Genomic DNA, 24,445 nt, shown 5'->3' with positions numbered 1-24,445 from the left:
GCAACCAGTCCGTGCGCAAGGTGTGCACCGCCACAGTCACCCATGCGCGGATCACTCAGCGGACGCGTCCGCCCGCCTCGTCGGCGTCCGGATCGTTGGGTCGCCCACCGGAGTTCACGGCGTCCTCGGTCGGGTCGGTGCCCGCGTCCAACGCGTCCCACAGCACGCGTTCGGAGAGCTGGGTCGAGCCCGGCTCTGCGGACTCGTTGCGCTGCTGGGTCACCTGCTCGGTGGCGGCGGCGCGGCGGGACACCGGGTTGTCGTACTTGCCGGACATGCGGGCGGTGTCCTGCGGCATCCGTGCGAGCAATCCGCCCGCCGCGAACGCCGCGAGTGCGCCGAGTAGGGCGAGTACGGCTGGGAACACCGATGTCGTCGCCTCCCCCACCTGTGCCCGGAGGGGTAGCTCGGCCAGCTTCGCGGCGCGTTCGGCGATCTTGCCGGAGTTGGTGAGCAGGGCGAAGGCCGGTACCGCGGCTACGGCGGCGACCAGGGCAAGGAGCACGCCGAGGGTGCGGCGTAACCAGCCTCGGGTGGCCAGCACGGCCGCGATGGACGCGAGCAGCACCAGGGCCAGCGGGGTCAGCGCGCCGAACCAGACGCCGCCGTTGAGGTGGTCGGTACGTGGTTCCGTGAGGCCGTCGGAGGAGGTGACCGTCACCCAGGTCATCCGCGAGGAGCCCCACAGCGCTGCGGCCGCGATGGCCAGCAGGACGAGGGCGCCTACCGGGGACTTGCGCCGCGGTGCAGCGGATTCAGCTGTCTCGGTGGGCGCGGTCTCCGGAGTGACGAGGTCGGGATCGGGAACCGCCCCGGCATTCCGGCCGACGCCGGAATCCGACGTGTCTCCCGACTCGGTCCCGGCGTCGGCGCCGTCGCTGGACCTTGCCGTCATGCGTCGTCGCCATTCGCCGCGCCGTACGCGCGCACCGTCTTCGCCGCCGCGATCGCCTTGAGCACCGCCATCGCCTTGTTGCGGGCTTCGACGTCTTCGTACTCGGCTTCCGAGTCGGCGACGATGCCCGCGCCCGCCTGGACGTAGGCGGTGCCGTCTTTCAGCAACGCGGTGCGGATGGCGATCGCGGTGTCCGCGTCACCGGCGAAGTCGAGATAACCGACGACGCCGCCATAGACGCCGCGGCGGGTGGGCTCGAGTTCCTCGATGAGCTCCATCGCGCGCACCTTCGGCGCACCCGACAGTGTGCCCGCCGGGAAACAGGCACGAACCGCGTCGAGCGCGATCTTGCCCGCGGCGAGCCGACCCGACACCGTCGAAACCAGGTGCATCACATGGCTGTAGCGCTCGATGTGCCGGTACTCGGTGACCCGCACCGTGCCCGGCTGACAGACCCGCCCGATGTCGTTGCGGCCGAGGTCGACGAGCATCAGGTGCTCGGCGTTTTCCTTCTCGTCGGCGAGCAGATCCTTCTCCAGCAGCAGGTCGTCCTCTTCGGTGGCGCCGCGCCAGCGGGTGCCCGCGATCGGATGTGTCGTCGCCACCCCGTCTTTCACGGTGACCAGCGATTCCGGGCTCGAGCCGACGATGGAGAACGCGGTGCCGCCGTCGCCGTCGGGGACGTGCAGCAGGTACATGTACGGGCTCGGGTTCGACGCGCGCAACATCCGATACAGGTCCAGCGGCGCGCCGTCGTAGTCCATTTCGAAGCGCTGCGAGAGCACCACCTGGAACGCCTCGCCCGCCTCGATCTCCTTGACCAGGCGGCGCACCCCGGCGCCGAACTCCTCGGTGGTGCGGCGACGCACGAATTCCGGCTCGGGCCGATCGAAGACCGACACCGTGGACGCGGCGGGGGCGGCGAGCGCCTCGGTCATCCGGTCCAGCCGGGCGACCGCGTCGTCGTACGCCTCGTCGACCCGGTCGGCGGTGCCGTTCCAGTTGACGGCGTTGGCGATCAACGTGATCGCGCCCTCGTGGTGGTCGAACGCGGCGAGGTCGGTGGCCAGCAGCAGCACCATCTCGGGCAGTTGCAGATCGTCGAGTGCCAGGTTGGGCAGTCGTTCGATCCGGCGCACCGCGTCGTAGCCGAGGTAGCCGACCATGCCGCCGGTGAGCGGCGGCAGGCCGGGCAGTCGCTCGGTCTTCAGCAGTTCGAGGGTTTCGCGCAGCGCGAGCAGCGGATCACCGCCCGAGGGGGCATCGACCGGAATGTTGCCCAACCAGGCCGCTTCGCCGTCGACCACCGTCAACGCCGACGGACTGCCCGCGCCGATGAACGACCACCGCGACCACGATCGTCCGTTCTCCGCCGACTCGAACAGGAACGTTCCCGCTCGGTCATCGGCCAGCTTGCGGTAGGCGGAGAGCGGAGTTTCGGAGTCCGCCAACACCTTTCGGATCACCGGTACTACTCGATGTTCCGCGGCCAGCTGATGGAACTGTGCACGGGTCGTGGTGGTGGGGGTCGACGCGCCTTGCATGGTCACATCCTCCCAGGTCTGTCCGACAACCTCGTCGGCGCACCCTGAAGGCATCTCACGCGTCGATCATGCTCGACCACCACAGTGCGAGTTCTGCGAGCGCCGTTCGCGGCCAAGTAACACCAGCCACAAACACGACCGCCCGGTTCTCATGCCCTCGCCAGGCCTGTGACGGGCGTCTCTACACTCGCTCCGTTCCATCTCGCACGCGGTATCCATGATCGAGAGGAGACAACTGATGTACCCCTCGCAACCGGAGGGCAGGCACGCTGCCCCGGGCAGTGCGCCGAGCCAGGCTCCACGGATGGTCGGTCTGCAGTCGAAGGCAGGCCAACAGGGTGCCCCGAACGCACTAGCCACCTTCGTCACCTACGCGAAGGCACTCGAATCCCTGGACAAGAGCCACTTCCCGGACGAATACGCCACGCACGCCGACCGCATCAAGGAACTCAAGCCGTTCCTGCGCGCGCACGGCATTCTCGACGTCATGCAGATCAAGAACCCCGAAGTCGCGGCACTGATCGGCATATAGGACGTAGCCGCGTAGTCCGCCTGCAGGCTCGACCCGGCAGGCGGATGTTCGCCATTAGGCCGGAACGGACCGGTACCGGGTGCGACATGTGCCCGGTACTGTCCCTTTCTATGCAGACAGGACAGCTCGCTCCCCAGTTCGAGCTCCCCGACCAAACCGGCACGCCCCGTTCGCTCGACGCGTTGCTCGCGAACGGTCCGCTGGTCCTCTTCTTCTATCCCGGCGCGAACACCCCGGTGTGCACGGCGGAGGCCTGCCACTTCCGTGACCTGGCCGCCGACTTCGCCGCGGTCGGCGCCTCCTGCGTCGGCATCAGCGCCGACGGCGTCGACACCCAAGCCGGTTTCGCCGACAAGCAGGGACTCGGTTATCCGCTGCTCTCCGACCGCGACGGCACCGTCGCCGCGCAGTTCGGCGTCAAGCGCGGGCTGCTCGGCAAGCTGGCGCCGGTCAAGCGACAGACCTTCGTCATCAACCAGGACCGCACCGTCAGCAAGATCATCACCGGCGAGTTGCGTGCCAACGTGCACGCGGACGAGGCGCTGAAGTTCCTGCGCGAGCGCGCGAAGTAGTTCCGGGCCGGACCCGAGACGGCCGTACCGGAAACGCCGGGGCGATCACCACGTTTCCGCCGCACACCCGGCTTACCCTGGGCTCATGACTGCGACTGACGGACAGCTGGAGCAGAAATCGACCAGGCTCGCCTGGAAGACCTGGATCATCGGCGGGCTGGCGGTGCTTGCCCTGCTGTTCATCGCCTACTTCATTCTGTCCGCGTTCATCCCACGCTGGTGGGCGCAGCGGATCGCGGAGATGGTCAACGGCAGCTTCGCCAAGGGCATCGGCTGGGGTCTGGTCTTCGGCGGCGTGTGCACGGTGATCCCGTTGTTCCTGCTGCTGTTCGCGTTGCGGGTGTGGCGGCGCCGGGGCGGCCGGTTCATGGCCGGCGCTGCGGTCGTCATCGCCGTGCTGGTCGCGATTCCCAATCTGATGACGCTGACCATCGTGCTCGGCGGCAGCAATGCCGCCCATGCCGGAGAGCGGATCCTCGATGTCGACGCACCCGCCTTCCGCGGCGCCACAATGGTCGGCGCGATCGTCGCCGCCGCGATCTGGCTCGCGGCGCTGGCGCTGGTCGTCGTGCGGTGGTGGCGGCGCAGGCATCCGAAGCAGCGCAGCACGCAAACTCCGCCCGCTGCCACCACGGATGCAGCCATGACCCGCCCAGACGGTTTGTGAGTGAACTCACGCTACTGAACAACTGCATGACGAGCGAGCGAAGTCGTGGCAAACTCAGAGTCACGGGTGACAGTGAACATGCTTTTCAATAATCGGTAGGCTACCTAACAAAACCACGTCACTTGGCTTGAAAGAAGGCACACAGTGACGAAGTGGCTCGACCCCGTAGAACAACGAGCTTGGCGCGCGATTGTCGCGTTGATGACCCGCCTACCAGGCGCTTTGGATACCCAGCTACAGCGCGAATCCGGGGTCACCCATTTCGAGTATTGGGTTTTAACCCTTCTTTCCGAAGAACCGGGTCACCGATTGCAGATGAGTGACCTCGCCCACAAGGCAAATGCATCGCTATCACGGCTTTCGCACGTCGTGTCGAAGCTGGAGCGGATGGGCTGGGCGGAGCGCTCGGCTACCGCCGGGCGGCGTGGCGTCCAAGCCGTACTGACAGACGACGGCTACCACAAAGTCATCGAGGCGGCCCCCGGATACCTGGATGCGGTGCGCCGCTTGGTATTCGACGGATTGGAGCCCGAGCAGACAGCCCAACTGGCGGAGCTGAGCGAGCTCCTCGCCGACCATCTCACCGACGCGTTGAGTCGAACCAGTGGGACAGATCAGGAAGATCGGCCCTCTTCCGAGGCCTAGGCGATACCGCCCGACGGCACAATCCGCTCAGGGCTATCGGCCAGCAGGACATCCGAGTCGAAACAGGTATGCGTGCCGGTGTGGCAGGCCGCGCCCTCTTGATCGACGACCAGCAGGATGGTGTCGCCGTCGCAGTCGAGGCGGACCTCGTGCACGTACTGCGTGTGACCGGAGGTCTCCCCCTTCACCCAGTACTGCTGACGCGAACGCGAAAAGTACGTCGCCTTACGCGTTTCCAGCGTGCGGGCCAGTGCCTCGTCATCCATCCACGCGACCATCAACACGTCGCCGGTGCCGCGTTCCTGCGCGACGGCGGCGACCAGACCGGCATCGTTGCGCTTGAGCCGGGAGGCGATGGCGGGGTCGAGAGTCATAGCACCGTTATAACAGTCAGACATGGGCGCGACGCAGGGCGGCCACGGTGTCGTCGTCGGATTCGTCGAGTGCGGCGGCGAGTGCGTCGCGGTAGGAGTCACTGGCGGCGCGGTGTCGCTCGCGGCCCTTGTCGGTGATCACCGTGTAGACGCCGCGCCGATCATCGGGACACAGATCACGGTAGGCCAGGCCTGCCGCGTCGAGCCTGCCGACCAGCCTGGTCACCGAGCTCTGATTCAGACCGAGCCGTGCGGACAGGTCCTGCATCCGCAGCTCGCCGTCGGGCGCCTCGGCCAGGAAGCCGAGCGCCCGGAACTCGGAGAGGCCGAGGCCGTACCCGCGCTGTACCGCCGCCGCCAATCGACCCTCCACCTGGGCGTGCAGGGCGATCAACCGGTTCCACATCTGCTCGTCATGCACACTGTTTGACATCGTTTATTTGTACATGCATACTTCTCCACACGCAAGATAGTTGCATATACATACAACTAAAGGAGCTGTACATCATGGCCTGGATCTACCTGATGATCGCGGCGGTTTTCGAAGTGGTCTTCGCGCTCGCGACCAACGCCACGCACGGATTCACCGTGCTCGGCCCGTCACTGCTGACCGCGGCCGCCGCGGCGGGCGGCATCTTCTTCCTCAGCCTGGCACTGCGCACCCTCGACGTCGGGGTGGGCTACACGGTGTGGACCGGCATCGGCTCGGTCGGCACCGTCACCCTCGGCACGGTGATCTTCCACGAGACGCTCAACGTCTGGAAGGTGCTCGCGTTCGTGCTGATCATCGGCGGCGTACTCGGGCTCAAGCTGGCCGACACGCTCGCGAACCACGCGGCGACACCGGTCGCCGCCTGATCCCCCACTTCACCACTTGAACAGGAGTTTTCGTCATGGCCTGGTTCTTCCTCGGCATCGCCATCGTCTTCGAGATCGCGTTCGCGCTCGGCACCAACGCGACCAACGGCTTCACCAAACTGTGGCCGTCCGTCTTCACCCTGCTCGCCGCCGCGGGTGGCATCTTCACCCTGAGCCTGGCGCTGCGCACCCTGGATGTCGGTGTCGGATACACCATTTGGACCGGTGTCGGGGCCATCGGCACCGTCATCCTCGGCGCCCTCGTCTACCACGAGAAGATCACCCTGCCCAAGATCGCGTCGTTCGCCGCGATCATCGCGGGCGCGATACTGCTGAAGGTGGCCGCAGGGGCCTGAAACACGGCCGCCCGACGCACTTTCCGCACGCGACGACTCGCTCGGCCGAATGGCCGAGCGGGTCGTTTTCGTATTGCTAAGCGGCGCGGTTGAGTTCGCCGAGTAGTTGCCAGGTGCGCAGTTCGTCGGCGGGGGTCGTCAGATCGGTTTGGGCGAAGACGACATCGGTGGCGCCCGCGTCGAAGTACTCGGCGACGCGGGCGGCGATGGTTTGCTCATCGCCGATGACGACCAGGTCGGCGGCGCGAGATGCGCCGGAGAGCTCGATGATTCGCTGATAGGAGGGGATGTCGTTGTAGAAGGCGGTCGACTGCTCGGCCGCCGCGCGAGCGCCATCGATATCGGCCGTGACGACACCGGGGACCATCGCGACGATGCGCGGCGCCGGACGGCCCGCTCGCTCAGCGGCTTTGGTGATGGGCGCCACGATCGTTTCGGCCAGCGCCTTCGGGCCGACCAGGAAAGGCAGTGTGCCGTCGGCGAATTCGCCGGTGACGCGCAGTGCCTGCGGGCCCATCGCGGCGACCAGGATCGGCACCGCGGGCTTCGCACCCGCGACCGCGGCGGTCAGCGGTGCGACCGCGGTGAGCGTCTCGCCGTGGAAATCGACGGTGCCGGTATCGAATACCTCGTGCAGCGCGGTCAAGAACTCACGCAGCCGAGCGATCGGCCGATCGAACGAGACGCCGTAGACCGGCTCGGTGAACGCCTCGGTACCGAGCGCGAGGCCCAGCGTGAACCGGCCTTGCGTCGCCGCCTGCGCGGTCTGCGCCTGACTGGCGATCAACAGCGGATGTCGCGCCGAGATCGGTATCGCCGAGGTCCCCAACTCCAGCTCGGGCACCTCCCGCCCGACCACCGCGGACAACACGATGCTGTCCTGGCTGAACGTCTGCCCGAACCACAGCGAGCTCAACCCCGCCGCAGCAACCTGCTTCCCCACGGCAACAGCGGCATCCACCGCGTTGTCGGTCGTGTCGAGAGTGAACGGAGACAGCGCAATACCGATGCTCATTCCCGCTGCAACACCGATCCGCGCGAGTCGGATTCCGCCACGGCCGATTCCCGCCGAGCCAGCCGGCCGCGCAGACTTCCTCGGGCCGCGCACCAAATCGCTGGCGAATCCGTGCGCGGCGAGCGAACTGATGCGCGGCGAGCGAACTGATGCGCGGCAGACCACGATGTGCGCGGCGTGGCGATCGCGGCGGACAATCCACGCCGCGCGCACATTCTCGGGCCGCGCACGAAACTGTTGGCGAATTCGTGCGCGGCGGGCGAACTGATGCGCGGGGACTAGCGGACGACGATGTGCTCGGCGCGCATCGAGTCTTTCACCTGGCCGATGGTGAGGTCGCCGAAGTGGAAGACGCTGGCGGCCAGGACCGCGTCGGCGCCTGCCTGCACGGCGGGGGCGAAGTGTTCGACGGCGCCCGCTCCACCGCTGGCGATGACCGGGACCGAGACGGCCGCGCGGACGGCGCGGATCATCCGGAGGTCGAAGCCCGCCTTGGTGCCGTCGGCGTCCATCGAGTTGAGCAAGATCTCGCCGACGCCCAATTCGGCTCCGCGCGTTGCCCATTCGACGGCGTCGAGGCCGGTGCCGCGTTTGCCGCCGTGCGTGGTGACCTCCCAGCCGGAGGGCGTGGCAGGCTGACCGGCGGGAACGGTGCGCGCGTCCACCGACAGCACGATGCACTGCGAGCCGAACCGCTCCGACATCTCGCGCAGCACCTCGGGCCGCGCGATGGCGGCGGTGTTGACCGAGACCTTGTCGGCGCCCGCGCGCAGCAGCCGGTCGACGTCCTCGACGGTGCGCACCCCGCCGCCAACGGTGAGCGGGATGAAGATCTGCTCGGCGGTGCGGGTGACCACGTCGATCATGGTGCCGCGATCACCGGTGGAGGCGGTGACATCCAGGAAGGTCAGCTCGTCGGCGCCCTGCGCGTCGTAGGTCGCCGCCAGTTCGACGGGATCGCCTGCGTCACGCAGGTTTTCGAAGTTCACGCCCTTGACCACCCGGCCCGCGTCGACATCCAGACACGGAATAACGCGTACCGCCAACGTCATTGCCTCACCCTTCGTCCGCGGTCGCCGGATCGGCCACCGTGCAGATCATTTCGAGCAGTTCCTCGTGCACGCCCGGCGCGGCGGCCAGCACCGAGCCCGAGGTGATGGTCCACGGCGCGCCGGCCAGGTCGGTGACCACGCCGCCCGCGGCGCGGATCAGCGCAACGCCCGCGGCGTTGTCCCAGGGATGGTGGCCGAACACGATGGCCCCGCCGAGCACTCCGGACGCGGTGAACGCCAGGTCGATACCGGTGGATCCGTGCATCCGCACGCGGGAGGAGAGCCTGCTGAGCGGGCCGAGCAGATCGAAGCGGAACTGCCCGGGGATCCGTCCCTGCGCGTCGACGTTGAACGCGCCGAACCCGATCATCGCCTCGGCTAGCTTCCCGTGCGGCAACGGCGGCAGCGGTTGGCCGTTCAGCAGGACGGGCCCACCCTCGATCGCGGCGTACCGCTGCCCGAGCAGCGGCAGCCAGGTCAGGCCGAGCACCGGCTCGCCCTCGTGCACCAGCGCGAGCAGCATGCCCGAAAGCGGGTGTCCGGACGAGTAATTGAAGGTTCCGTCGATCGGATCGAGCACCCAAGCGGTACCCGAGACGAGCTGCGGTCCGCCGAATTCCTCACCGTGCACCTTGATTCCGGTGCGCTGCTCCAACTGGGCGGAGATGGTGCGCTCCAGCTCCAGGTCCAGCTCGGTGGCGAAGTCGTTGCGGCCCTTGGTCACCGCGCTGGGCGCACCGACCCCCTCGATGAAGCGCGAGGTGACCGAATCCAGGATCTCGCGGGCGGCCGCGAGCAGAGCCGTTAGGTCCGGGCTCATCTCACCGCGGCCAGCGCCTCGGGCAGCGTGAACCGGCCCGCGTAGAGCGCCTTGCCGACGATCGAACCCTCGACACCGTCCGGCACCAGCTCGGCGATCGCGACCAGGTCCGCGATGGTGGAGACGCCGCCGGAGGCGATCACCGGCGCGTCGGTGGCGTTGCTCACCTCGCGCAGCAGGTCCAGGTTGGGACCGGTCAGCGTGCCGTCCTTGGTCACGTCGGTGACCACGTAGCGGGAGCAGCCGTCGCGCTCGAGACGCTCCAGCACCTCCCAGAGATCGCCGCCGTCGCTGACCCAGCCACGGCCGCGCAGCCGGTATTCGCCGTCGATGATGCGCACGTCCAGGCCGACCGCGACGCGTTCGCCGTACTTGGCGAGCGCCTTGGCGCACCACACCGGATCCTCCAGCGCGGCGGTGCCGAGGTTCACCCGGGCGCAGCCGGTGGCCAGTGCGGCCTCCAGGGTCTCGTCGTCGCGGATGCCGCCGGACAGCTCCACCTTGACGTCGAGCTCGCCGACAACCCCGGCCAGCAGTTCACGATTCGAGCCACGACCGAACGCCGCGTCGAGATCGACCAGATGCACCCACTCCGCGCCCGCGCGCTGCCATTCCAGGGCGGCGTCGCGCGGCGAGCCGTAGTTGGTTTCGCTACCGGCCTCCCCCTGCACGAGGCGCACGGCCTCTCCATTGGCAACATCGACGGCGGGTAGCAGCACAAGACTCACGACTGCGCCTCGCTGGCGCTCGGCTCCGTCGTCGTCTTTGACGCTGTGTTGATGGTTCGTTCGCTGCGCTCACTCACGCGACCACCCTAGTTGTTAGCTCCACTCCCCCAGTCTCCGGCCTGCGCATATAGGAGCTGGATCACCGATCGAGGATGCGCGTGAGTAGTCGGACGAGCTCAGCACGTTCCGCGGCGTTGAGACCGGCCAGCAGCTCGTCCTGGGCACCGGCCAGTCGCTCGTCCAGCTCGGCGAGATGTGCCGAGCCCGCATCGGTGATGGTGACGATCTTGCGCCTGCGGTCAGTGGGGTCCGGACTGCGCTCGACGAAACCGCGGTCGGCCAGCTCGTTGACGGTGGCGACGATGTCGCTGCGGTCGATGCGGGTGCGCCGACCCAGGTCGGCCTGGCTGATCGAACCGAACTCGCCGAGCGCGGCGAGCAGCGCGTAGTGGTAGCGGCGCGAGCCGGTGGCGTTCAACGCCCGCTCGGTCGCCCGATTGGCGACGAGGGCAACTTGATTGACCAGCCGGGTGGGCAGCGCCCGCAGCCTGGCGGGAGCACCCTCGTGCGAGATCTCCATGGCAGCAATCTAACTCTTGTTGGTCGCACCCACAATATGTTGACGTTGGCGCTACCAACGTTGCACGGCCAAGATCCCGGCGGCCGGGCAGAGGCGACTGCCCCGGGTCGAGACCATCCTGATCTGGTCCACCGGCACCCGCCCCGGACCGCTTCAGGACAGCGTCGCCAGCACCCTGCGGCGGTAGCAGGCCACCGCGGCGGCCACCGCGAACAGTGCGGTCAGCGCCGCCGCCAGGATTCGGAACCCCTCCCCTATCTGGAATTCCGTTGCGGCACGCTGGATCTCGGCGAGGGTGTGCTTGTCGCGATCGTCGAACAGGATCGTGGCCCGCGGCCACTCGTAGAGGATCGACAGCAGGAACTGCCCGCTCACCAACGACAGCAGCGACAGCCCCATCCAGCGCAGCCCGACGCGATAGCGCACCGACACCGCGGCCGCGATCAGCGCGCATAGCGTCAGCACACCACCGAGCGGACGCATCACATCACCGACGGCGACCGCACTCATGAACCGCTCGGTCAGCTCCAGCGACTCCGGAATGTCCCGAAAGATGTTGGGATACAACAGCAATGTCTCCGCCGCGGCCGTGCCGAACACGAAGAACGCGACCACGGCGTACCCGGACAACACGACCAACGGGATTGTGACGCTCCTCATAGCGGCCTCCTGGATCGACCGTAGATCCGAGCGGCCGCAAGCGAATCCGGTGACGGCCCCCATATCCGGCGCGCACAGGTCAGGGTCTACCCGGATACCGGCAAGTCCGCGGGCCGCCCCGCGACCGGGGAATCGCCGGTAGTGTCTCGCCTCGGCGATCACTCCGCTCGCCGACTCCGCACTCTCCCTAGGGATCTCGTATGTCGCGTTCGACCCTGCCTGCCGTGCTCCTGATTTCGGCCGCCACCTGCACCGCGGTGCTCGCCACCGCGCAGCCGGCCGCGGCCGCGCCGCCCGAGGAGGCGCGGCTGGCGGGGTGCGATTTCGGCAATGTCGCGGGGACTTACGATTACGCGCGCTTCGACGAGCACGTCGGCAAGATGCTCGACATCACGACCGGGATGTTCCGGGCGGAGTTCGAGGAGGCCCGGCCGACCATCCAGGCGAACGCCGCCGCGAGTCACACCCGCGCGACGGTCGATTCGGTGGATTGCCGGATCGTCTCCGGCGACGAGGCCCGCGCGGATGTCACCGTCGACGTGGTGCGGACGACGACCAGCGACGACACCGGCGGCATGCCGAAGACCAACAAGATGTCGCTGCTGATCACCGTCGAGAACGTGAACGGCCGCTGGCTGGTCAACCGGGCCGAAACCAGGTAGGGCCGTTCGGGTTACAGCGCCTGCACCCAGTTGAGCAGCAGCTGAGCCCCGGCGTCGCCGGACTTCTCCGGGTGGAACTGGGTCGCCGACAGCGCCCCGTTCTCCACCGCGGCGAGGAACGGCACGCCGTGCTCGGCCCAGGTCAGCTTCGGGCTGGCGAAATGCTCACCCGGCGGCAGATCCCAGGTCTGCGCGGCGTAGGAGTGCACGAAGTAGAAGCGCGTGTCCTTGTCCATGCCCGCGAACAGCACGCTGTCGCGCGGCGCGGACACGGTGTTCCACCCCATGTGCGGCAGCACCGGAGCGGACAGGCGTTCCACGACGCCGGGCCATTCCGCGCAGCCGTCGGTCTCTACGCCGAATTCCACGCCGCGCTCGAACAGGATCTGCATGCCGACGCAGATGCCGAGCACCGGGCGACCACCGGCCAGGCGCTGGCCGATCATCCGCTCGCCCCGCACCTTTCGCAGGCCAGCCATGCAGGCGGCATAGGCGCCGACGCCGGGCACGACCAGTCCGTCGGCGGCCAATGCGATCGCCGGATCGGCGGTCACCTCGACCTTCGCGCCCGCCCGCACCAGTGCGCGCTCGGCCGAGTGCAGATTGCCTGAGCCGTAATCGAGCAGGGCAACAGACTTCAAAGTCACAGCGTCCCCTTCGTCGAGGGAACACCCTGCACTCGGGGGTCGAGTTCGACCGCGGCACGCAAAGCCCGTGCCACCGCTTTGAATTCGGCCTCGGTGACGTGGTGCTGATCGCGGCCGTAGAGCACGCGCACGTGCAGCGCGATGCGCGCGTTCAACGCGATCGACTCGAAGACGTGGCGGTTGAGCACCGTGGAATACGGTGCGCCAGGACCGGATCCGGGGATCACGGCGTGCAGCAGGTGCTCCGGTTCGCCGGTGTGCACGCAGTAGGGCCGACCGGACACGTCGACCGCGGCGTGCGCCAGGGTCTCGTCCATCGGGATGTAGGCGTCACCGAACCGGCGGATACCGACCTTGTCGCCCAACGCCTTTCCCAGCGCCTGGCCGAACACGATCGCGGTGTCCTCGACGGTGTGGTGCGCCTCGATCTCGATGTCGCCCTCGGCCCGCACGGTCAGGTCGAAGCTGGCGTGCGCGCCGAGCGCGGTCAGCATGTGATCGTAGAACGGGACGCCCGTGGCGATCTCGGTCTTGCCGGTGCCGTCCAGGTCCAGCTCGACCACGATGCTGGATTCCTTGGTGACGCGCTCCACCCGCGCGGTTCGATTCATGTTTGCTTCCTCCACAGGCGGATTCATCGGGGCGTCAGGTCGGTGTGCACCAGGACTCGGCTGACCTTCAGGAGCTCGTCGTTCTCCGCGGCCAGGCCGATGGTGGTGCGCAGGTAGCCAGGGATGCCGACGTCGCGAATCAGCACACCGTGGTCCAGGTAGCGCTGCCAGCTGCCGGGGGCGTCGGTGAACCGGCCGAACAGCAGGAAGTTCGCGTCGCTGGGGATCACGTCGAAGCCGATCTCGGCCAGCGCCGCCGCGACCCGATCGCGCTGCGCGGCGAGTTCGGCCACACTGCCGAGGGTTTCGTCGGCGTGCCGCAGCGCCGCGCGCGCGGCCGCCTGGGTGACCACCGACAGGTGGTACGGCAGCCGCACCAGCAGCATCGCGTCGATCACCGCGGGCGCGGCGACCAGGTAGCCGAGGCGGCCACCCGCGAAGGCGAACGCCTTGCTCATGGTCCTGGTCACCACCAGCTTGGTGGGGAACCGGTCGATCAGCGCGATGGCACTCGGCTGTGCGGAGAACTCACCGTAGGCCTCGTCGACCACCACGATGCCGGGCGCGGCCTCCAGGATCCGCGCCAGGTCATTCTGCGGAATGCTGTGTCCGGTCGGGTTATTGGGGCTGGTCACGAACACCACGTTCGGCGAACGCTCCGCGATGGCGGCCACCGCGTAGTCGACGTCGAGGGAGAAGTCCGCGTTGCGCTTGGCTTCGATCCACTCGGTGTCGATGCCCTCGGAGATGATCGGGTGCATCGAGTACGACGGCACGAAACCCAGTGCGCTGCGGCCGGGTCCGCCGAAGGCCTGCAGCAGCTGCTGCAGGATCTCGTTGGAACCGTTTGCCGCCCAGACATTGTCGGTGTCCACCGCGACACCCGTTTGCCTGGTGAGGTATTCGGCCAGGTCGGTGCGCAGCGCCACCGCGTCCCGGTCCGGGTAGCGGTGCAGGTCGGCGGCGGCGATCCGAATGGATTCGGCGACGTCGTCGATCAGCGCCTTGCTCGGCGGGTGTGGGTTCTCGTTGGTGTTCAGCTGCACCGGCACCGTCAATTGCGGTGCGCCGTAAGGCTTCTTGCCGCGCAGGTTGTCCCGCAGCGGTAGGTCGTCCAGGCTGATGTCCGCGCCGGGCACGGTGGCCTGCCTGCTCATGACAGCGCCCCGAAGCGCGCCTGTACGGCCTGGCCGTGTGCGGGCAGGTCCTCGGCGTTGGCCAGCGCGACCACGTGACCGGCGACATCCTTCAACGCCGCCTCGGTGTAGTCGACAACATGGATGCCGCGCAGGAACGTCTGCACGCTCAAACCCGAGGAGTGCCTGGCACATCCGGCCGTCGGCAGCACGTGATTGGAACCCGCGCAGTAGTCGCCGAGGCTCACCGGTGCGTACGCGCCGACGAAAATCGCTCCGGCACTGCGTACTCGGGCGGCCACCGCGGCGGCTTCGACGGTCTGGATCTCCAGGTGCTCGGCCGCGTAGGCGTTCACCACGCGCAGGCCCTGCGCGATGTCGTCGACGAGGACGGTCCCGGACTGCTTGCCGCGCAACGCTTCCGTCACCCGGTCGGCGTGCTTCACCACGGTCATCTGCCGGGTCAGCGCCGCGTCCACCGCGTCGGCCAATTCGACGCTGTCGGTGACGAGCACGCTGGCCGCGAGCACGTCGTGCTCGGCCTGGCTGATCAGGTCCGCCGCCACATGCACCGGGTCGGCGGTCGCGTCGGCCAGGATCGCGATCTCGGTCGGCCCCGCCTCGGCGTCGATGCCGACCAGGCCGCGGCACAGCCGCTTGGCGGCGGTCACGTAGATGTTGCCGGGCCCGGTGATCAGGTCGACCGGCTCCAGCTGGGCGCCGTCCGTGTCGACGCCGCCGTAGGACAGCAGCGCGACGCCCTGCGCGCCGCCGACCGCCCACACCTCGTCGACGCCGAGCAACTGCGCGGCGGCCAAGATCGTCGGGTGCGGCAGACCGCCGAATTGCGCCTGCGGCGGCGAGGCGACCACCAGCGAGCCGACGCCTGCGGTCTGCGCGGGCACCACGTTCATCACCACGCTGGACGGGTAGACGGCGTTGCCGCCGGGCACGTACAGCCCGACCCGCTCGACCGGTACCCATCGCTCGGTCACGGTGCCGCCGGGCACCACCTCGGTGGTCTTGTCGGTGCGCCGCTGATCGGCATGCACCTTCCTGGCCCGGGCGATGGACTCCTCCAGCGCCGCGCGCACGGCGGGATCCAGCTCGGTCAGCGCCTTTTCCAGCTCGGCGGCGGGCACTCGCACCGTCACCGGGGTCACCCCGTCGAACTGCTGGCTGTACTCCTGCGCGGCCGCGACGCCACGATCCCGGATCGCCTCGACGACCGGCCGTACCTGATGCAGCACCGAGTCCACGTCGACTCCTCCGCGCGGCAGCGCGGCGCGCAGCTCGGCAACGGAAGGAGTGCGACCGCGCAGATCAACGCGGGCGAGCTCGATGCGGGTAGTCATGTGGTGTCGATCCTTGTCTTCAGCCGAATCCGCAACAGGAAAGTTGCAGCTACCAGCCTATCTGGCCGACACCACCGGTTATCCTCGCGGGCCGCTCAGCTGAGCCGCACGTCGCATCCGGGGCGTTGGCGCAGCTCAGCGGCATAATCACCCGCCAGCTCAGCTCCTGCGACCAACGATCAAGATCGCGTCCGCTGGCCGCAGCCCGTTCAGGAAAGGTTGGGGAAGCGGGTATCGCTGTCGAGGAGGAGCTTTCCACCGGAGCTGATCACTCGCAGGGTCACCGGCTGGTCCTGGCCGTCGACGATGAGGCTGGCCAGCTTGATATCGAGCGAGCCGTCCGGGTTGTTGGGGCCTGCCGCCCGGATGCTGGCGAAGGTATCGACAGTGTGCTGATCCCAGTACTGCCGGAACGCCGTCTCAGTGCCGTAGATCTTCTGTGCGGCCGGCGACAGGATGGACCACGATCCGCTTGCGTCGTCGTAGAACTTCTTCACGAGCGCACCCGCAGGTTGCTCGGTGACCTTGCTGCCATCGCTGGTGGTCTTGCCCGGCGTGCCGGACGGAGCGACGGGGCTCGTGCTGGCCGTCGACGAGCTCGTCGATGGCGGACCCGCCTGCACGGTCGGCGAATTCGAGTCCTTCTGACTCAACGCGCCGATGAGAATCGCGGCCACCGCGACGACCGCACCGATCGCGGCGCCGATCATGATGGCCTTGCTCTTGCCACCGGACTTACGCGGCACCGGTCGCGGCTGGGCCTGGGTGCGCGGGTGGGTGGCCGTGTTCGACTGCGCGGGCCGTCGCGGCGCGTGCTGCGGGCGCGGTGCGGGCTTCTGCGGGCGCGGCTGGCGCTCGGTCGGCTGATGCACCGGCGCGGATACCGCCGACGGACGCAGCGCACGGGTCGCCGATTCCGGCGCACCGTTGCGGCGACGCACGAAAGCCTCACTGGCGGGCACGAATCCGGCGGCCACCGGCGCGGGGCCGGAGTCGGCGAACGCGGCCAGATGGTCGAGCGCCGCGCGCATGGTCGGCCGGTCCTGCGGTTCCGGGCTGAGCAGGTCGAGCAGGAAATCCGTTGCGGGACCGGCGTTTCGCGGCTCGCTGACCTGGCCGTTGGCGGCGGCGTACAGCACCGCGAGCGGGTTGGCGTTCGCGCCGTACGGCGGCTCGCCCTCCAGCGCGTGGAAAAGGGTTGCGCCCAAGGCGAATACGTCCGAGGCCGGGGTCGGATCGGCGCCGCGCGCCATCTCCGGCGCGAGATAGGCGGCGGTGCCGCAGATCAGGCCGGTTTCGGTGAGCGTGACGTCGCCCGCGGCGCGGGAGATGCCGAAGTCGGTGATCTTCACGGTGCCGTGGTCGTCGAGCAGGATGTTGCCCGGCTTCACGTCCCGGTGCACGATGCCCGCGTCGTGCGCGGCGATCAGCGCCGAGGCGACCTGCTCACCGATCCGCGCGACCTGCGTCAACGGCAACGGGCCCTGCGCGGAGAGCACGCCGGCCAGGCTGTTGGACTTCAGGTACTCCATCACCAGGCAGGGATCACCCTGATGCTCGGTGATGTCGAACACGACGATGGCGTTCGGATGCTGGAATCGGGCGGCATTGCGCGCCTCCCGAATGGCGCGCTGGCGCACCACATCACGCTCGGCCTCGGGGAGGCTCGGCTTGATATGGATCTGCTTGACGGCCACCGAGCGTTGCAGACGCTCGTCGATGGCACGCCAAACAACACCTGTGCCGCCGCTACCAATCCGCTCGACCAGGCGGTAATGCTCCGCGATCAACTGACCGGTATCGATGGCGCCTACTCCGAACCTTCTCGAAATCGTGACATCCCGCTTATTGCTTACAGACGCGGTCCGGGGACGAGTGTAGCTGGCCGCGAGACTTCGGTCCGCGCCAGCACGGGCATATTCTCCGCCCACATCGGCGCGGCGGAACTAGCGCGCCGCCCGCAACATCCGTCCGGCCGCGTCCACCGCGGGCCCAGAGCTGTTCGCGTCGTTGACGAATACGGCAAATGCCAGGTCATCGGCGATGCCGACGAACCAGCCGTGCGCGTGCGTGTCGTCGATGAATTCGGCGGTGCCGGTCTTGCCCAGCAAACCGGGAATATCGCGCAACTGAGTGGCGGTACCGGCGGTGATCGTCTCCCGCATCATGGCCTTGACCTGGTCGGCAACGCTCGCGGGCAGCGCGGCCGGGGTCTTGTCCGGCGTGCCGGGCTGACCCTTGACGATCGTCGGCGCGGGCACCGAACCATGCGCAATGGACGCCGCGACCAGTGCCATACCGAACGGTGTCGCGGTCACCTTGCCCTGACCGATCGCGGATTCGACCCGCAGGGCGGGGGTGTCCGCGGGCGGCACCTTGCCGGTCACGGTGGTCAGGCCGGGTGTGACGTAGTCGATGCCGAGACCGAGTTGTGCGGCCGCATTCGTCAGCGCGTCGGCGGGCAGTTTCACGCCGAGCTCGCCCATCGTGGTGTTGCAGGAACGGGCGAACGCGGTGTGCAGCGGGACCTGGCCGAGGTCGAAATTGTTGTCGTTGGGGATCTTGCGGCCCTCGATGTTCGCGACGCCGGGGCAGGGCAGCACCGTATCCGGGGTGACCGTGCCCGCCTGCAACGCGGCCGAGACGGTCACCGTCTTGAAGGTCGAACCCGGCGGGTAGAGGCCGGTGAGCGCGATCGATCCCTCCGCGTCGGCGGCGTTGTTCTGGGCGACCGCGACGACGTTACCGGTGGACGGTTGCAGCGCGACGATCGCCGCGGGCTGGGTGATCGGCGTCAGCGCCGCCTCGGCCGCCTGCTGCAGGTCGATGTTCAGGGTCGATGCGATATCGACGGTCGGCTTAGGGTCCTGGCCACCGACGCGCTGGGTGCCGTCGCCGGTCTGTGCGCGCACCGCCCAGCCCGCGTTGTCGTCGGCGTTCTTCTGCCACAGCTCGGCCAGCCCGGACAGGGTCGGCGAGGCGAGGGACTTGTCGTTGGTGAGCAGGCGGGTCTGCGGCGCGAGCGTGACGCCGGGCAGGGCGGACAACTGCGCCTGGATCGGCGCGAGATCGGCGTCACGCAGGCCGATCGCGTTGACCGGTTTGCCCTGCGCCGCAGCGAGATCCGCCTGCAGCGACTGCGCGGTGATGCTGGGCAGGATCGGGCTGAGCAACGCGGCCAGCGCGGCGGTGTCGGCGCCGGGGCTCACGTTCACCAGCGTGACCACCTGCTGGGTCATCAGCTCGCCGCCGGTGGAATCGAGGATGCGGGCCGGTTTCGGGTAGACCGGGCTGTAGCTCAGCGGGCCTGCGGCCAGACCAGGGGCGACCGTGTCGGGGTTCCACTTGATCTTCCAGCCGTTGTCGTCGGCCGCGGTGCCGGTGGTGGTGTAGGTCCACTCGGACTTGCCGTCCTTGCCGAGCTTCCAGGTGGCGGCCAGCGTGAAGGTGTTCTTGTCGATCGAGCGGACGTCGAAGCGCACCTCCTTGCCGAGGCCGTCGTAGAGCTTGCCGAGAGCGTCGGCGGCCTTCGTCGGATCGTCGGTGAGCTTGGCCGCGGCCGCGACGTCGTCGCGGTTCAGCGCGTCGGCGAACTGGCCCGCGACGGTGTCGGGCTGGTCCGGGCCGGACGAGCAGGCGGCCAGGACGAGCGCGGGTGCGGCGAACAGGACGAGGTAATTCCGACGGGTACGCACCCCGCCGACTGTATCTGCCGACTCCGGCGGGGTGGGAGAGGCTGTGCCGGGGTTCCTGGGGTCAGGGGGTGCGCCACGAACCCGCCACCAGGGCGGCGGCGTCGGCGTCGGTGAGGTCGATGTCGAACTCTTCGGACAGGATCTTCGGCAGTTCGGTCGCCTCGATCAGGCGGGTTTCGCTGGTTCCGTCCGGGCGTTCGGTGATCAGGGTGGTGCCGTCGATGGTGAGGTGCAGGTCGGGGCCGAAGCGCTGCGCGTAGGGGCGGGTGGTGAACGGCGAACGCGGTGAGGTCGAGACGAAGTGGTTGCCGACCGCGAAGTCGATGCGGTACTGCGGGGCCATCGGGAAGGTGTAGCGGTCGATCCAGCCGTCCTTGCCGAACTGGTGCAGCAGCCACAGGTCGCTGTCCAGCTCGCCGCAGGTGTGCTCCAGCCGGAACTGCCAGTCGCCCGCCGTGAATTCGCCTGTTTCCGTGGACAACTCGAACGGCTCGAGCGGGCCGGAGCCGAATCCGACATCGCACAACCACACTCGGTCGTCGTCACTGGTCGTCACGCGCAGCAGGGCGTGCGTCGCGGGGCGCAGGCCCTCCGGCGCACCCATCGTGACGCGGGCGCTCAGGCCGGTGATGCCGAACCCGAGCCGTTCCAGCGCGGCCGCGAACAAGCCGACATGCTCATAGCAGTAGCCGCCGCGGCGTTGCCGAATCATCTTGTTCTGCAACGACTCCAGATCGAGCAGAATGGGGCGGCCGAGCAGGATCTCCAGGTTCTCGAACGGAATGGAGGTGGTGTGCCCGTAAACCAGCTTCCGCAACGTCTCCACCGTCGGCGCGAGCTCGCCGTCGAACCCGATGCGCGTCAGATACCCGTCGAGGTCCAGATCCGCGCCGTTCCAGTGGTACGCCGGGTCCATCGGCTTACTCATCTCACCCTCACTTCATCATCGATGTCGTCAACGTCAACCGCTTGTGGCCGCGATCCTGTTCCCGTCGGCGCGGTCGGCGTGTGTGGTCCACGATGGCGGCACGTGTCGGCGGGCCGATCGGCAACGAGGCGATTCTTCGTGGTGATGACGCCATTGGCCAGCTGATTTCACGCGGTGCTGTGCGATCGTCCGGTCAGGCGGCGCGGTGCCGTTCCGACCCTAAGGCGACGCCCGATATGCCACTCGGACGATCACGCAGCGCGTGTCGTTCGGACCGAGCAGGCGACACTGTGCGGTCGGTCTGGTCAGGCAATGCCGTACCAGTCCGACCAACCGGACGATCACGGAGCGCAGTGCCGCTCGGACGATCACGCGGCACTGCGCCATTCGGACCGAGCAGGCGACACCGTGCGGTCGGTCTGGTCGGGTAGCGCTGTTCCAGTCCGACCAACCGGACGATCACGGAGCGCAGTACCGTTCGGACGATCACACGGCACTGCTCCATTCGGACCCAGCAGGCGACACCGTGCGGTCAGTCCGATCAGGCGGCGCACTTGGCGTTCGGCGGAGTGGCGGGGCCGGTGGCGATGCCGTGTGCGACGTCCACCAGGTAGTCGCGGTCCGGACCGTCGGTGGGTTCGGTGCCAAGGAGCAGCCGTTCGACTACGCAACCGCCCTCGAAGAACGCGGGGCCGACGCTGTGGTCGCCGGGGACCACGGCGCCGTTTAGGTCGTGGCCGGTGACGATGGTGTACATCGAGGTGGGTTTGCCCGCGGCGAGCAACCCGGCCCGCATCTCCAGCGTCGCGGGATACGGCACCACGTCGTCACCGGTGCCGTGGATCAGGAACGCGCGCCGCACGTCCATTCGGCCGGCCACCAGTGCAGGCGAGCGCTCGACGTATGCCTGCGGGCAGACAACCGGCGGGCAGCCGCCCGCGTCACGTTCGATCTGCGCGGGCAACGCGGGATCGACCGACGCCGAAGCCAGCCACATCGTGAAATCGTCTGCCGGACCGTAATTGTCGACCCGGTAGTCGAACAGCCCGCGCGGCCCGTGCGCCGCCACGATGTCCCGCCAGCCCGCCCACAGGTTCCAGTCACCGGTGCGCCACACACTGTCCGCCGAACGCGCATCCATCGAAAGAACCGGCGTGCCGGTACGCCGAGAGATCGACGTCAGGTACCCCGCGTAGTCAGCGGACGACCCATCATGCCCATGCACCGCAACAACCAGATCCGTCGGCTCGAAATCACCCCCGCCACACCGACTCGGCTCATAAACCCGTCCGGTAGCAGCCTCCCCATCAACGGTCAACGTCACCGCCCGCACCGCCACCTGCGCCGCACACTCCGGCTCAGCCGAAACCGCCGGTGCAACAACGCTGACCATCGCAGCCAACAGCGCACCCGCCACCACCAGTACGTATCCGCGCCTCATCCTCGAATGATGGCACGCCACTGCACCCGACCGAAGCCATCGAGGCGAGTCGAATGGTCGCTAACTGATCTCCAACAGCAACCATTCGACTCGCCTCGATTGCGCTCAACCACCATTTGACTCGTCTCGATTTCCCAAGCTCCCGCAACGGGACCACAGCCAGTCCGCACGCTGGAACCCGAACGCTGCCCATCCCAAGCCGCAGAAGAGAAAGCCGGGTACGGCAGGCGACGTGCTCAGCACTACTCGATCATTCCCCGGATCAGTACACCTACCGGGTGAGTACAGCTAAGGACGACCCAACGCGACCAGCCCAGAAAACTGAAGACCTACCCAGGTTTTCCCGTGAGTAGTGTGGGCGCGTCATGTGCCGTACCCGGCCTTAGGCGCACGTCAGGCGCACCATGTCGCGTTCCCGAGGTGGTCATCTGGCTGTGGTGACGTCACAAACGCTTTGGACAAGAAGTGGGTGGTCGAGCGGCGGTTGGGCGGCCGATCAGACCCGCCGAGCGAACCCGGCTCGGATTGCCCAACATCTCCACTCTCTCTCGGGATCCGCACTGGAAATAGGGCCCTAAAGCCGGTGCGGATCCCGAGAAAGAGTGCGAATTCTGCTGTCAGCGTGGCGAGTTGAGGGGTGCACAACCTTAGTCTGAGCCGCACACCCAGTACACGTATACCGGGTGTGCGACCTCCACAAAGACATCCCAGGAGCTTGAATGTCAAGCAGCGGACTGCTGAGCTGGGTCGGGCCAGGCTGTGGTCTCGTTGTAGAGGGTTCCGGTTTTGAGGCAGCCGTGCAGGATCCCGACGAGTCGGTTGGCGAGCTGGCGTAGCGCGGCGTAGTGACCGACACCGCGGGCTCGCTGACGGTCGTAGTAGTCGCGGGCGCCCCGGGACCACATCAGCGCGGATTGCGCCTGGGTGGTGAGGGCGTCGATGAGCCGGTCGTTGTGTACGAACCGGGCCAGGGCGACCTTCTTCTTGCCCGACGCGCGGGTGATCGGGGAGGTGCCCGCGTAGTTCTTGCGGGCTTTGGCGCTGCGGTAGCGGTCGGGGTCGTCACCGAACTCTGCGAGCACCCGGGCACCGAGGACCTGTCCCAAACCGGGCTGGGACGCGATGATCTCAGCGGCCGGGTGCTGCCCAAAATGCGCCTCGACCTGCCCCTGCAACGTCTTGATCTGGGTGTTGAGGACAGTCAGGACCGCCAGCAGCGCCTGGACCGAGGCTGCGTAGGCCTGCGCCACGACCTCGGGCTGGCCGAGCTGCTCGCTGCGCAGTGCGGCCGCAATAGCGGTGGCTTTGTCGGCGACGTTGCGGCGGCGCGCCCGCTTCAACGCGGCACTGATCTGGGGGATCGTGAGCCGGGCCGCCGCAGCTGGGGTGGGTGCTTTGGCGAGCAGTTCCAGGGTGTCGGCGGCGTCGAGGTCGTCGAACGCGGCCAGCGCGGCGGGGAAGTAGTCACGCAGAGCGTGACGCAACCGCTGGGTGTGGCGAGTTCGGTCCCAGATCATCGTCTTGTGAGCACGGGCCACCACCTTCACGGCCTCGGCTCGCGCGGAATCCCCAGCGACAGGTCGCAATTCGTGGGAATGGGTGCGGACCATATCCGCCAGCACGTGAGCGTCACCAGCGTCGCTTTTGGCACCCGAGACTCCCAGCCGGTCCCGAAACCTGGCCGCCTGCAATGGATTCACCGCCAGTACCGTGTATCCGGCGGCGACCAGCGCCCCGACCCAGGGACCGCGGTCGGTCTCGATCCCGACCAGGACCTCGACCTCGTCGGCGTCGTCGACCAGGCCGCCGAGGATCGCGTGCAGTCTCGCCATTCCGGCGACGCCCTCGGGCACGCGCGCTTTGGCCAGGCGGCGCCCGGCGGTGTCCATCACCTCCACGTCGTGGTGGTCTTCAGCCCAGTCATCTCCTACGAACAGTCGCAACAATCCTCCAATTGCTAATGCCGATCACCGTCGAGCAGCCAGCAGGAGAACCATCAGCGACCTAATCAAGCAGTGCTCACGCCCATTCGGGCGGGCACGACATCCCAGCAGCGATCAACTCTCCCGGCCTACCGGCAGGGGCACGGTCTTTCTCCAGGACTCGAAGTCCAGGGTGCGAAAGTGCTCACCTACCGGCCGGCTACTACCAGGAGTGTGCCGGATAGCTCACTCCCAGAACTGATTAGGGTGTGCAGTTCCGGCGTGATCAGCTGGCACGGCCGCGGCCAGGCCTCTTCGCATACTTGCTGCTTCTTCCACATACCTCGTGGCGGGCCGAGGAGTGTGCGAAGTCAGAAGCAGGTGTGCGGAGTCGGCCTATCTGTCGCTTGGTCAGTGGGGCTACCTCGTGGCAGTGGTCTTCGTGGCGGGTAACCGAGGAGCGACCAGGAGGCCGCCTGCTACGGCGGCGGTGGTCACCACGATTGCGAACACCGTTGCGCCGCCGGTCAGACCGATTGCGTCACTGAGGAATCCGGCGGTCAGCGGGAGGATGGCGGCGGGGAGGTAGCCGCCGACGTTCTGGGCGGCGTTTGCCTCGGCTAGGCGGGCGGCGGGGACGGTGGCGCTGATTGCGGTGAGGCCGCCGAATTGGCCTAGATGATTGATTCCAAGGGGTGTGGTGCATGACGAGTCCACACACCTCCTGATGGATGATCACCCAGCCGCAGT

General features: G+C 67.9%; 27 protein-coding genes. 7 read left to right on the top strand and 20 right to left on the bottom strand.

Annotated elements, in window-relative coordinates; genetic code table 11:
* Positions 1–55: 55 nt before the first annotated feature.
* Both ACQPW1_RS16525 and ACQPW1_RS16520 read right to left on the bottom strand, forming a co-directional pair.
* Positions 56–895 (bottom strand): TIGR02234 family membrane protein, encoded by an 840-nt coding sequence (locus ACQPW1_RS16525; RefSeq protein WP_433663585.1) that lies wholly within the window; start codon positions 893–895, stop codon positions 56–58.
* Entirely contained in the window at positions 892–2,439 is a 1,548-nt protein-coding gene (locus ACQPW1_RS16520; protein WP_433663584.1) for an anthranilate synthase component I, read from the bottom strand. Before ACQPW1_RS16520 ends, ACQPW1_RS16525 begins: the two co-directional genes overlap by 4 nt.
* A 238-nt stretch (positions 2,440–2,677) precedes the next feature.
* Between ACQPW1_RS16520 and ACQPW1_RS16515 the strand changes: the two genes are divergently transcribed.
* The 4 genes from ACQPW1_RS16515 (at position 2,678) to ACQPW1_RS16500 (ending at position 4,855) form a co-directional block, all read left to right on the top strand.
* On the top strand, positions 2,678–2,971 hold the full coding sequence (locus ACQPW1_RS16515; RefSeq protein WP_433663583.1) for a hypothetical protein: 294 nt from the start codon (positions 2,678–2,680) through the stop codon (positions 2,969–2,971).
* 110 nt (positions 2,972–3,081) lie between these two features.
* Positions 3,082–3,543 (top strand): peroxiredoxin, encoded by a 462-nt coding sequence (locus ACQPW1_RS16510; protein WP_433663582.1) that lies wholly within the window; start codon positions 3,082–3,084, stop codon positions 3,541–3,543.
* A gap of 85 nt (positions 3,544–3,628) precedes the next feature.
* Positions 3,629–4,210 carry a permease gene (locus tag ACQPW1_RS16505; RefSeq protein WP_433663581.1) on the top strand — a complete coding sequence of 194 codons (582 nt, stop codon included), beginning with the start codon at positions 3,629–3,631 and terminating at the stop codon, positions 4,208–4,210.
* 201 nt (positions 4,211–4,411) lie between these two features.
* Entirely contained in the window at positions 4,412–4,855 is a 444-nt protein-coding gene (locus tag ACQPW1_RS16500; protein ID WP_433663580.1) for a MarR family winged helix-turn-helix transcriptional regulator, read from the top strand.
* Here the strand turns inward: ACQPW1_RS16500 and hisI are convergent.
* Together hisI and ACQPW1_RS16490 are read right to left on the bottom strand one after the other, a co-directional pair.
* On the bottom strand, positions 4,852–5,229 hold the full coding sequence (gene hisI / locus ACQPW1_RS16495) for a phosphoribosyl-AMP cyclohydrolase (RefSeq protein WP_433663579.1): 378 nt from the start codon (positions 5,227–5,229) through the stop codon (positions 4,852–4,854). The genes ACQPW1_RS16500 and hisI overlap by 4 nt on opposite strands.
* Before the next feature lie 16 nt (positions 5,230–5,245).
* Positions 5,246–5,662 (bottom strand): MarR family winged helix-turn-helix transcriptional regulator, encoded by a 417-nt coding sequence (locus ACQPW1_RS16490; protein WP_433663578.1) that lies wholly within the window; start codon positions 5,660–5,662, stop codon positions 5,246–5,248.
* A 74-nt stretch (positions 5,663–5,736) separates the two neighbouring features.
* Between ACQPW1_RS16490 and ACQPW1_RS16485 the strand changes: the two genes are divergently transcribed.
* Positions 5,737–6,087 carry a DMT family transporter gene (locus tag ACQPW1_RS16485; RefSeq protein WP_433663577.1) on the top strand — a complete coding sequence of 117 codons (351 nt, stop codon included), beginning with the start codon at positions 5,737–5,739 and terminating at the stop codon, positions 6,085–6,087.
* Positions 6,088–6,122: 35 nt separating this feature from the next.
* Positions 6,123–6,443: a DMT family transporter gene (locus tag ACQPW1_RS16480; RefSeq protein WP_433663576.1), complete on the top strand. Its 321-nt coding sequence runs from the start codon at positions 6,123–6,125 to the stop codon at positions 6,441–6,443.
* 76 nt (positions 6,444–6,519) lie between these two features.
* Here the strand turns inward: ACQPW1_RS16480 and ACQPW1_RS16475 are convergent, their stop codons facing one another.
* The 6 genes from ACQPW1_RS16475 to ACQPW1_RS16450 all read right to left on the bottom strand — a co-directional run bounded on the left by ACQPW1_RS16475 (position 6,520) and on the right by ACQPW1_RS16450 (position 11,298).
* On the bottom strand, positions 6,520–7,458 hold the full coding sequence (locus ACQPW1_RS16475) for a TIGR03564 family F420-dependent LLM class oxidoreductase (protein WP_433663575.1): 939 nt from the start codon (positions 7,456–7,458) through the stop codon (positions 6,520–6,522).
* 278 nt (positions 7,459–7,736) lie between these two features.
* The gene (gene hisF / locus ACQPW1_RS16470) at positions 7,737–8,510 is read right to left on the bottom strand and encodes an imidazole glycerol phosphate synthase subunit HisF (RefSeq protein WP_433663574.1); all 774 of its coding nucleotides are present in this window, start codon (positions 8,508–8,510) and stop codon (positions 7,737–7,739) included.
* 4 nt (positions 8,511–8,514) lie between these two features.
* Entirely contained in the window at positions 8,515–9,330 is an 816-nt protein-coding gene (locus ACQPW1_RS16465; RefSeq protein WP_433663573.1) for an inositol monophosphatase family protein, read from the bottom strand.
* Positions 9,327–10,058 (bottom strand): bifunctional 1-(5-phosphoribosyl)-5-((5-phosphoribosylamino)methylideneamino)imidazole-4-carboxamide isomerase/phosphoribosylanthranilate isomerase PriA, encoded by a 732-nt coding sequence (gene priA, locus ACQPW1_RS16460; RefSeq protein ID WP_433663572.1) that lies wholly within the window; start codon positions 10,056–10,058, stop codon positions 9,327–9,329. The genes ACQPW1_RS16465 and priA overlap by 4 nt, the downstream gene beginning before the upstream one ends.
* 139 nt (positions 10,059–10,197) lie before the next feature.
* Positions 10,198–10,638: a MarR family winged helix-turn-helix transcriptional regulator gene (locus ACQPW1_RS16455; RefSeq protein ID WP_433663571.1), complete on the bottom strand. Its 441-nt coding sequence runs from the start codon at positions 10,636–10,638 to the stop codon at positions 10,198–10,200.
* A 153-nt stretch (positions 10,639–10,791) separates the two neighbouring features.
* Positions 10,792–11,298: a hypothetical protein gene (locus ACQPW1_RS16450; RefSeq protein ID WP_433663570.1), complete on the bottom strand. Its 507-nt coding sequence runs from the start codon at positions 11,296–11,298 to the stop codon at positions 10,792–10,794.
* Positions 11,299–11,498: 200 nt separating this feature from the next.
* Between ACQPW1_RS16450 and ACQPW1_RS16445 the strand changes: the two genes are divergently transcribed.
* Positions 11,499–11,960: a hypothetical protein gene (locus ACQPW1_RS16445; protein ID WP_433663569.1), complete on the top strand. Its 462-nt coding sequence runs from the start codon at positions 11,499–11,501 to the stop codon at positions 11,958–11,960.
* An 11-nt stretch (positions 11,961–11,971) separates the two neighbouring features.
* Here the strand turns inward: ACQPW1_RS16445 and hisH are convergent, their stop codons facing one another.
* The 10 genes from hisH to ACQPW1_RS16395 form a co-directional block, all read right to left on the bottom strand.
* Complete coding sequence (hisH, locus tag ACQPW1_RS16440; protein ID WP_433663568.1) at positions 11,972–12,607, bottom strand: imidazole glycerol phosphate synthase subunit HisH; 636 nt, start codon at positions 12,605–12,607, stop codon at positions 11,972–11,974.
* Entirely contained in the window at positions 12,604–13,218 is a 615-nt protein-coding gene (hisB, locus tag ACQPW1_RS16435) for an imidazoleglycerol-phosphate dehydratase HisB (RefSeq protein WP_433663567.1), read from the bottom strand. Before hisB ends, hisH begins: the two co-directional genes overlap by 4 nt.
* 23 nt (positions 13,219–13,241) lie before the next feature.
* Positions 13,242–14,375, bottom strand: a complete 1,134-nt coding sequence (locus ACQPW1_RS16430; protein WP_433663566.1) for a histidinol-phosphate transaminase — start codon at positions 14,373–14,375, stop codon at positions 13,242–13,244.
* The gene (hisD, locus tag ACQPW1_RS16425; protein WP_433663565.1) at positions 14,372–15,709 is read right to left on the bottom strand and encodes a histidinol dehydrogenase; all 1,338 of its coding nucleotides are present in this window, start codon (positions 15,707–15,709) and stop codon (positions 14,372–14,374) included. The genes ACQPW1_RS16430 and hisD overlap by 4 nt, the downstream gene beginning before the upstream one ends.
* A 209-nt stretch (positions 15,710–15,918) precedes the next feature.
* Positions 15,919–17,499, bottom strand: coding sequence for a protein kinase domain-containing protein (locus tag ACQPW1_RS16420; RefSeq protein ID WP_433663564.1), 1,581 nt, complete (start codon positions 17,497–17,499; stop codon positions 15,919–15,921).
* Between the two features lie 156 nt (positions 17,500–17,655).
* Positions 17,656–19,404 carry a penicillin-binding transpeptidase domain-containing protein gene (locus ACQPW1_RS16415; RefSeq protein ID WP_433663563.1) on the bottom strand — a complete coding sequence of 583 codons (1,749 nt, stop codon included), beginning with the start codon at positions 19,402–19,404 and terminating at the stop codon, positions 17,656–17,658.
* Between the two features lie 61 nt (positions 19,405–19,465).
* Complete coding sequence (locus ACQPW1_RS16410) at positions 19,466–20,332, bottom strand: arylamine N-acetyltransferase family protein (RefSeq protein ID WP_433663562.1); 867 nt, start codon at positions 20,330–20,332, stop codon at positions 19,466–19,468.
* Between the two features lie 541 nt (positions 20,333–20,873).
* The gene (locus ACQPW1_RS16405) at positions 20,874–21,773 is read right to left on the bottom strand and encodes an alpha/beta hydrolase family protein (protein WP_433663561.1); all 900 of its coding nucleotides are present in this window, start codon (positions 21,771–21,773) and stop codon (positions 20,874–20,876) included.
* Between the two features lie 722 nt (positions 21,774–22,495).
* Positions 22,496–23,719: an IS110 family transposase gene (locus ACQPW1_RS16400; protein WP_433653875.1), complete on the bottom strand. Its 1,224-nt coding sequence runs from the start codon at positions 23,717–23,719 to the stop codon at positions 22,496–22,498.
* Positions 23,720–24,115: 396 nt separating this feature from the next.
* On the bottom strand, positions 24,116–24,412 hold the full coding sequence (locus ACQPW1_RS16395; protein WP_433663560.1) for a hypothetical protein: 297 nt from the start codon (positions 24,410–24,412) through the stop codon (positions 24,116–24,118).
* Between the last annotated feature and the right edge of the window lie 33 nt (positions 24,413–24,445).

It is taken from the genome of Nocardia sp. CA-128927, from assembly GCF_050955855.1.
Lineage (GTDB): Bacteria > Actinomycetota > Actinomycetes > Mycobacteriales > Mycobacteriaceae > Nocardia.
This window is presented reverse-complemented; position numbering and strand designations above follow the sequence as displayed.

Bases quoted from the DNA above. Each gene is read 5' to 3' on its own strand.
- ACQPW1_RS16525 (WP_433663585.1), bottom strand. From the start codon at position 895: ATGACGGCAAGGTCCAGCGACGGCGCCGACGCCGGGACCGAGTCGGGA.
- ACQPW1_RS16520 (WP_433663584.1), bottom strand. From the start codon at position 2,439: ATGCAAGGCGCGTCGACCCCCACCACCACGACCCGTGCACAGTTCCAT.
- ACQPW1_RS16515 (WP_433663583.1), top strand. From the start codon at position 2,678: ATGTACCCCTCGCAACCGGAGGGCAGGCACGCTGCCCCGGGCAGTGCG.
- ACQPW1_RS16510 (WP_433663582.1), top strand. From the start codon at position 3,082: ATGCAGACAGGACAGCTCGCTCCCCAGTTCGAGCTCCCCGACCAAACC.
- ACQPW1_RS16505 (WP_433663581.1), top strand. From the start codon at position 3,629: ATGACTGCGACTGACGGACAGCTGGAGCAGAAATCGACCAGGCTCGCC.
- ACQPW1_RS16500 (WP_433663580.1), top strand. From the start codon at position 4,412: ATGACCCGCCTACCAGGCGCTTTGGATACCCAGCTACAGCGCGAATCC.
- hisI (WP_433663579.1), bottom strand. From the start codon at position 5,229: ATGACTCTCGACCCCGCCATCGCCTCCCGGCTCAAGCGCAACGATGCC.
- ACQPW1_RS16490 (WP_433663578.1), bottom strand. From the start codon at position 5,662: ATGTCAAACAGTGTGCATGACGAGCAGATGTGGAACCGGTTGATCGCC.
- ACQPW1_RS16485 (WP_433663577.1), top strand. From the start codon at position 5,737: ATGGCCTGGATCTACCTGATGATCGCGGCGGTTTTCGAAGTGGTCTTC.
- ACQPW1_RS16480 (WP_433663576.1), top strand. From the start codon at position 6,123: ATGGCCTGGTTCTTCCTCGGCATCGCCATCGTCTTCGAGATCGCGTTC.
- ACQPW1_RS16475 (WP_433663575.1), bottom strand. From the start codon at position 7,458: ATGAGCATCGGTATTGCGCTGTCTCCGTTCACTCTCGACACGACCGAC.
- hisF (WP_433663574.1), bottom strand. From the start codon at position 8,510: ATGACGTTGGCGGTACGCGTTATTCCGTGTCTGGATGTCGACGCGGGC.
- ACQPW1_RS16465 (WP_433663573.1), bottom strand. From the start codon at position 9,330: ATGAGCCCGGACCTAACGGCTCTGCTCGCGGCCGCCCGCGAGATCCTG.
- ACQPW1_RS16455 (WP_433663571.1), bottom strand. From the start codon at position 10,638: ATGGAGATCTCGCACGAGGGTGCTCCCGCCAGGCTGCGGGCGCTGCCC.
- ACQPW1_RS16450 (WP_433663570.1), bottom strand. From the start codon at position 11,298: ATGAGGAGCGTCACAATCCCGTTGGTCGTGTTGTCCGGGTACGCCGTG.
- ACQPW1_RS16445 (WP_433663569.1), top strand. From the start codon at position 11,499: ATGTCGCGTTCGACCCTGCCTGCCGTGCTCCTGATTTCGGCCGCCACC.
- hisB (WP_433663567.1), bottom strand. From the start codon at position 13,218: ATGAATCGAACCGCGCGGGTGGAGCGCGTCACCAAGGAATCCAGCATC.
- ACQPW1_RS16430 (WP_433663566.1), bottom strand. From the start codon at position 14,375: ATGAGCAGGCAGGCCACCGTGCCCGGCGCGGACATCAGCCTGGACGAC.
- hisD (WP_433663565.1), bottom strand. From the start codon at position 15,709: ATGACTACCCGCATCGAGCTCGCCCGCGTTGATCTGCGCGGTCGCACT.
- ACQPW1_RS16410 (WP_433663562.1), bottom strand. From the start codon at position 20,332: ATGAGTAAGCCGATGGACCCGGCGTACCACTGGAACGGCGCGGATCTG.
- ACQPW1_RS16405 (WP_433663561.1), bottom strand. From the start codon at position 21,773: ATGAGGCGCGGATACGTACTGGTGGTGGCGGGTGCGCTGTTGGCTGCG.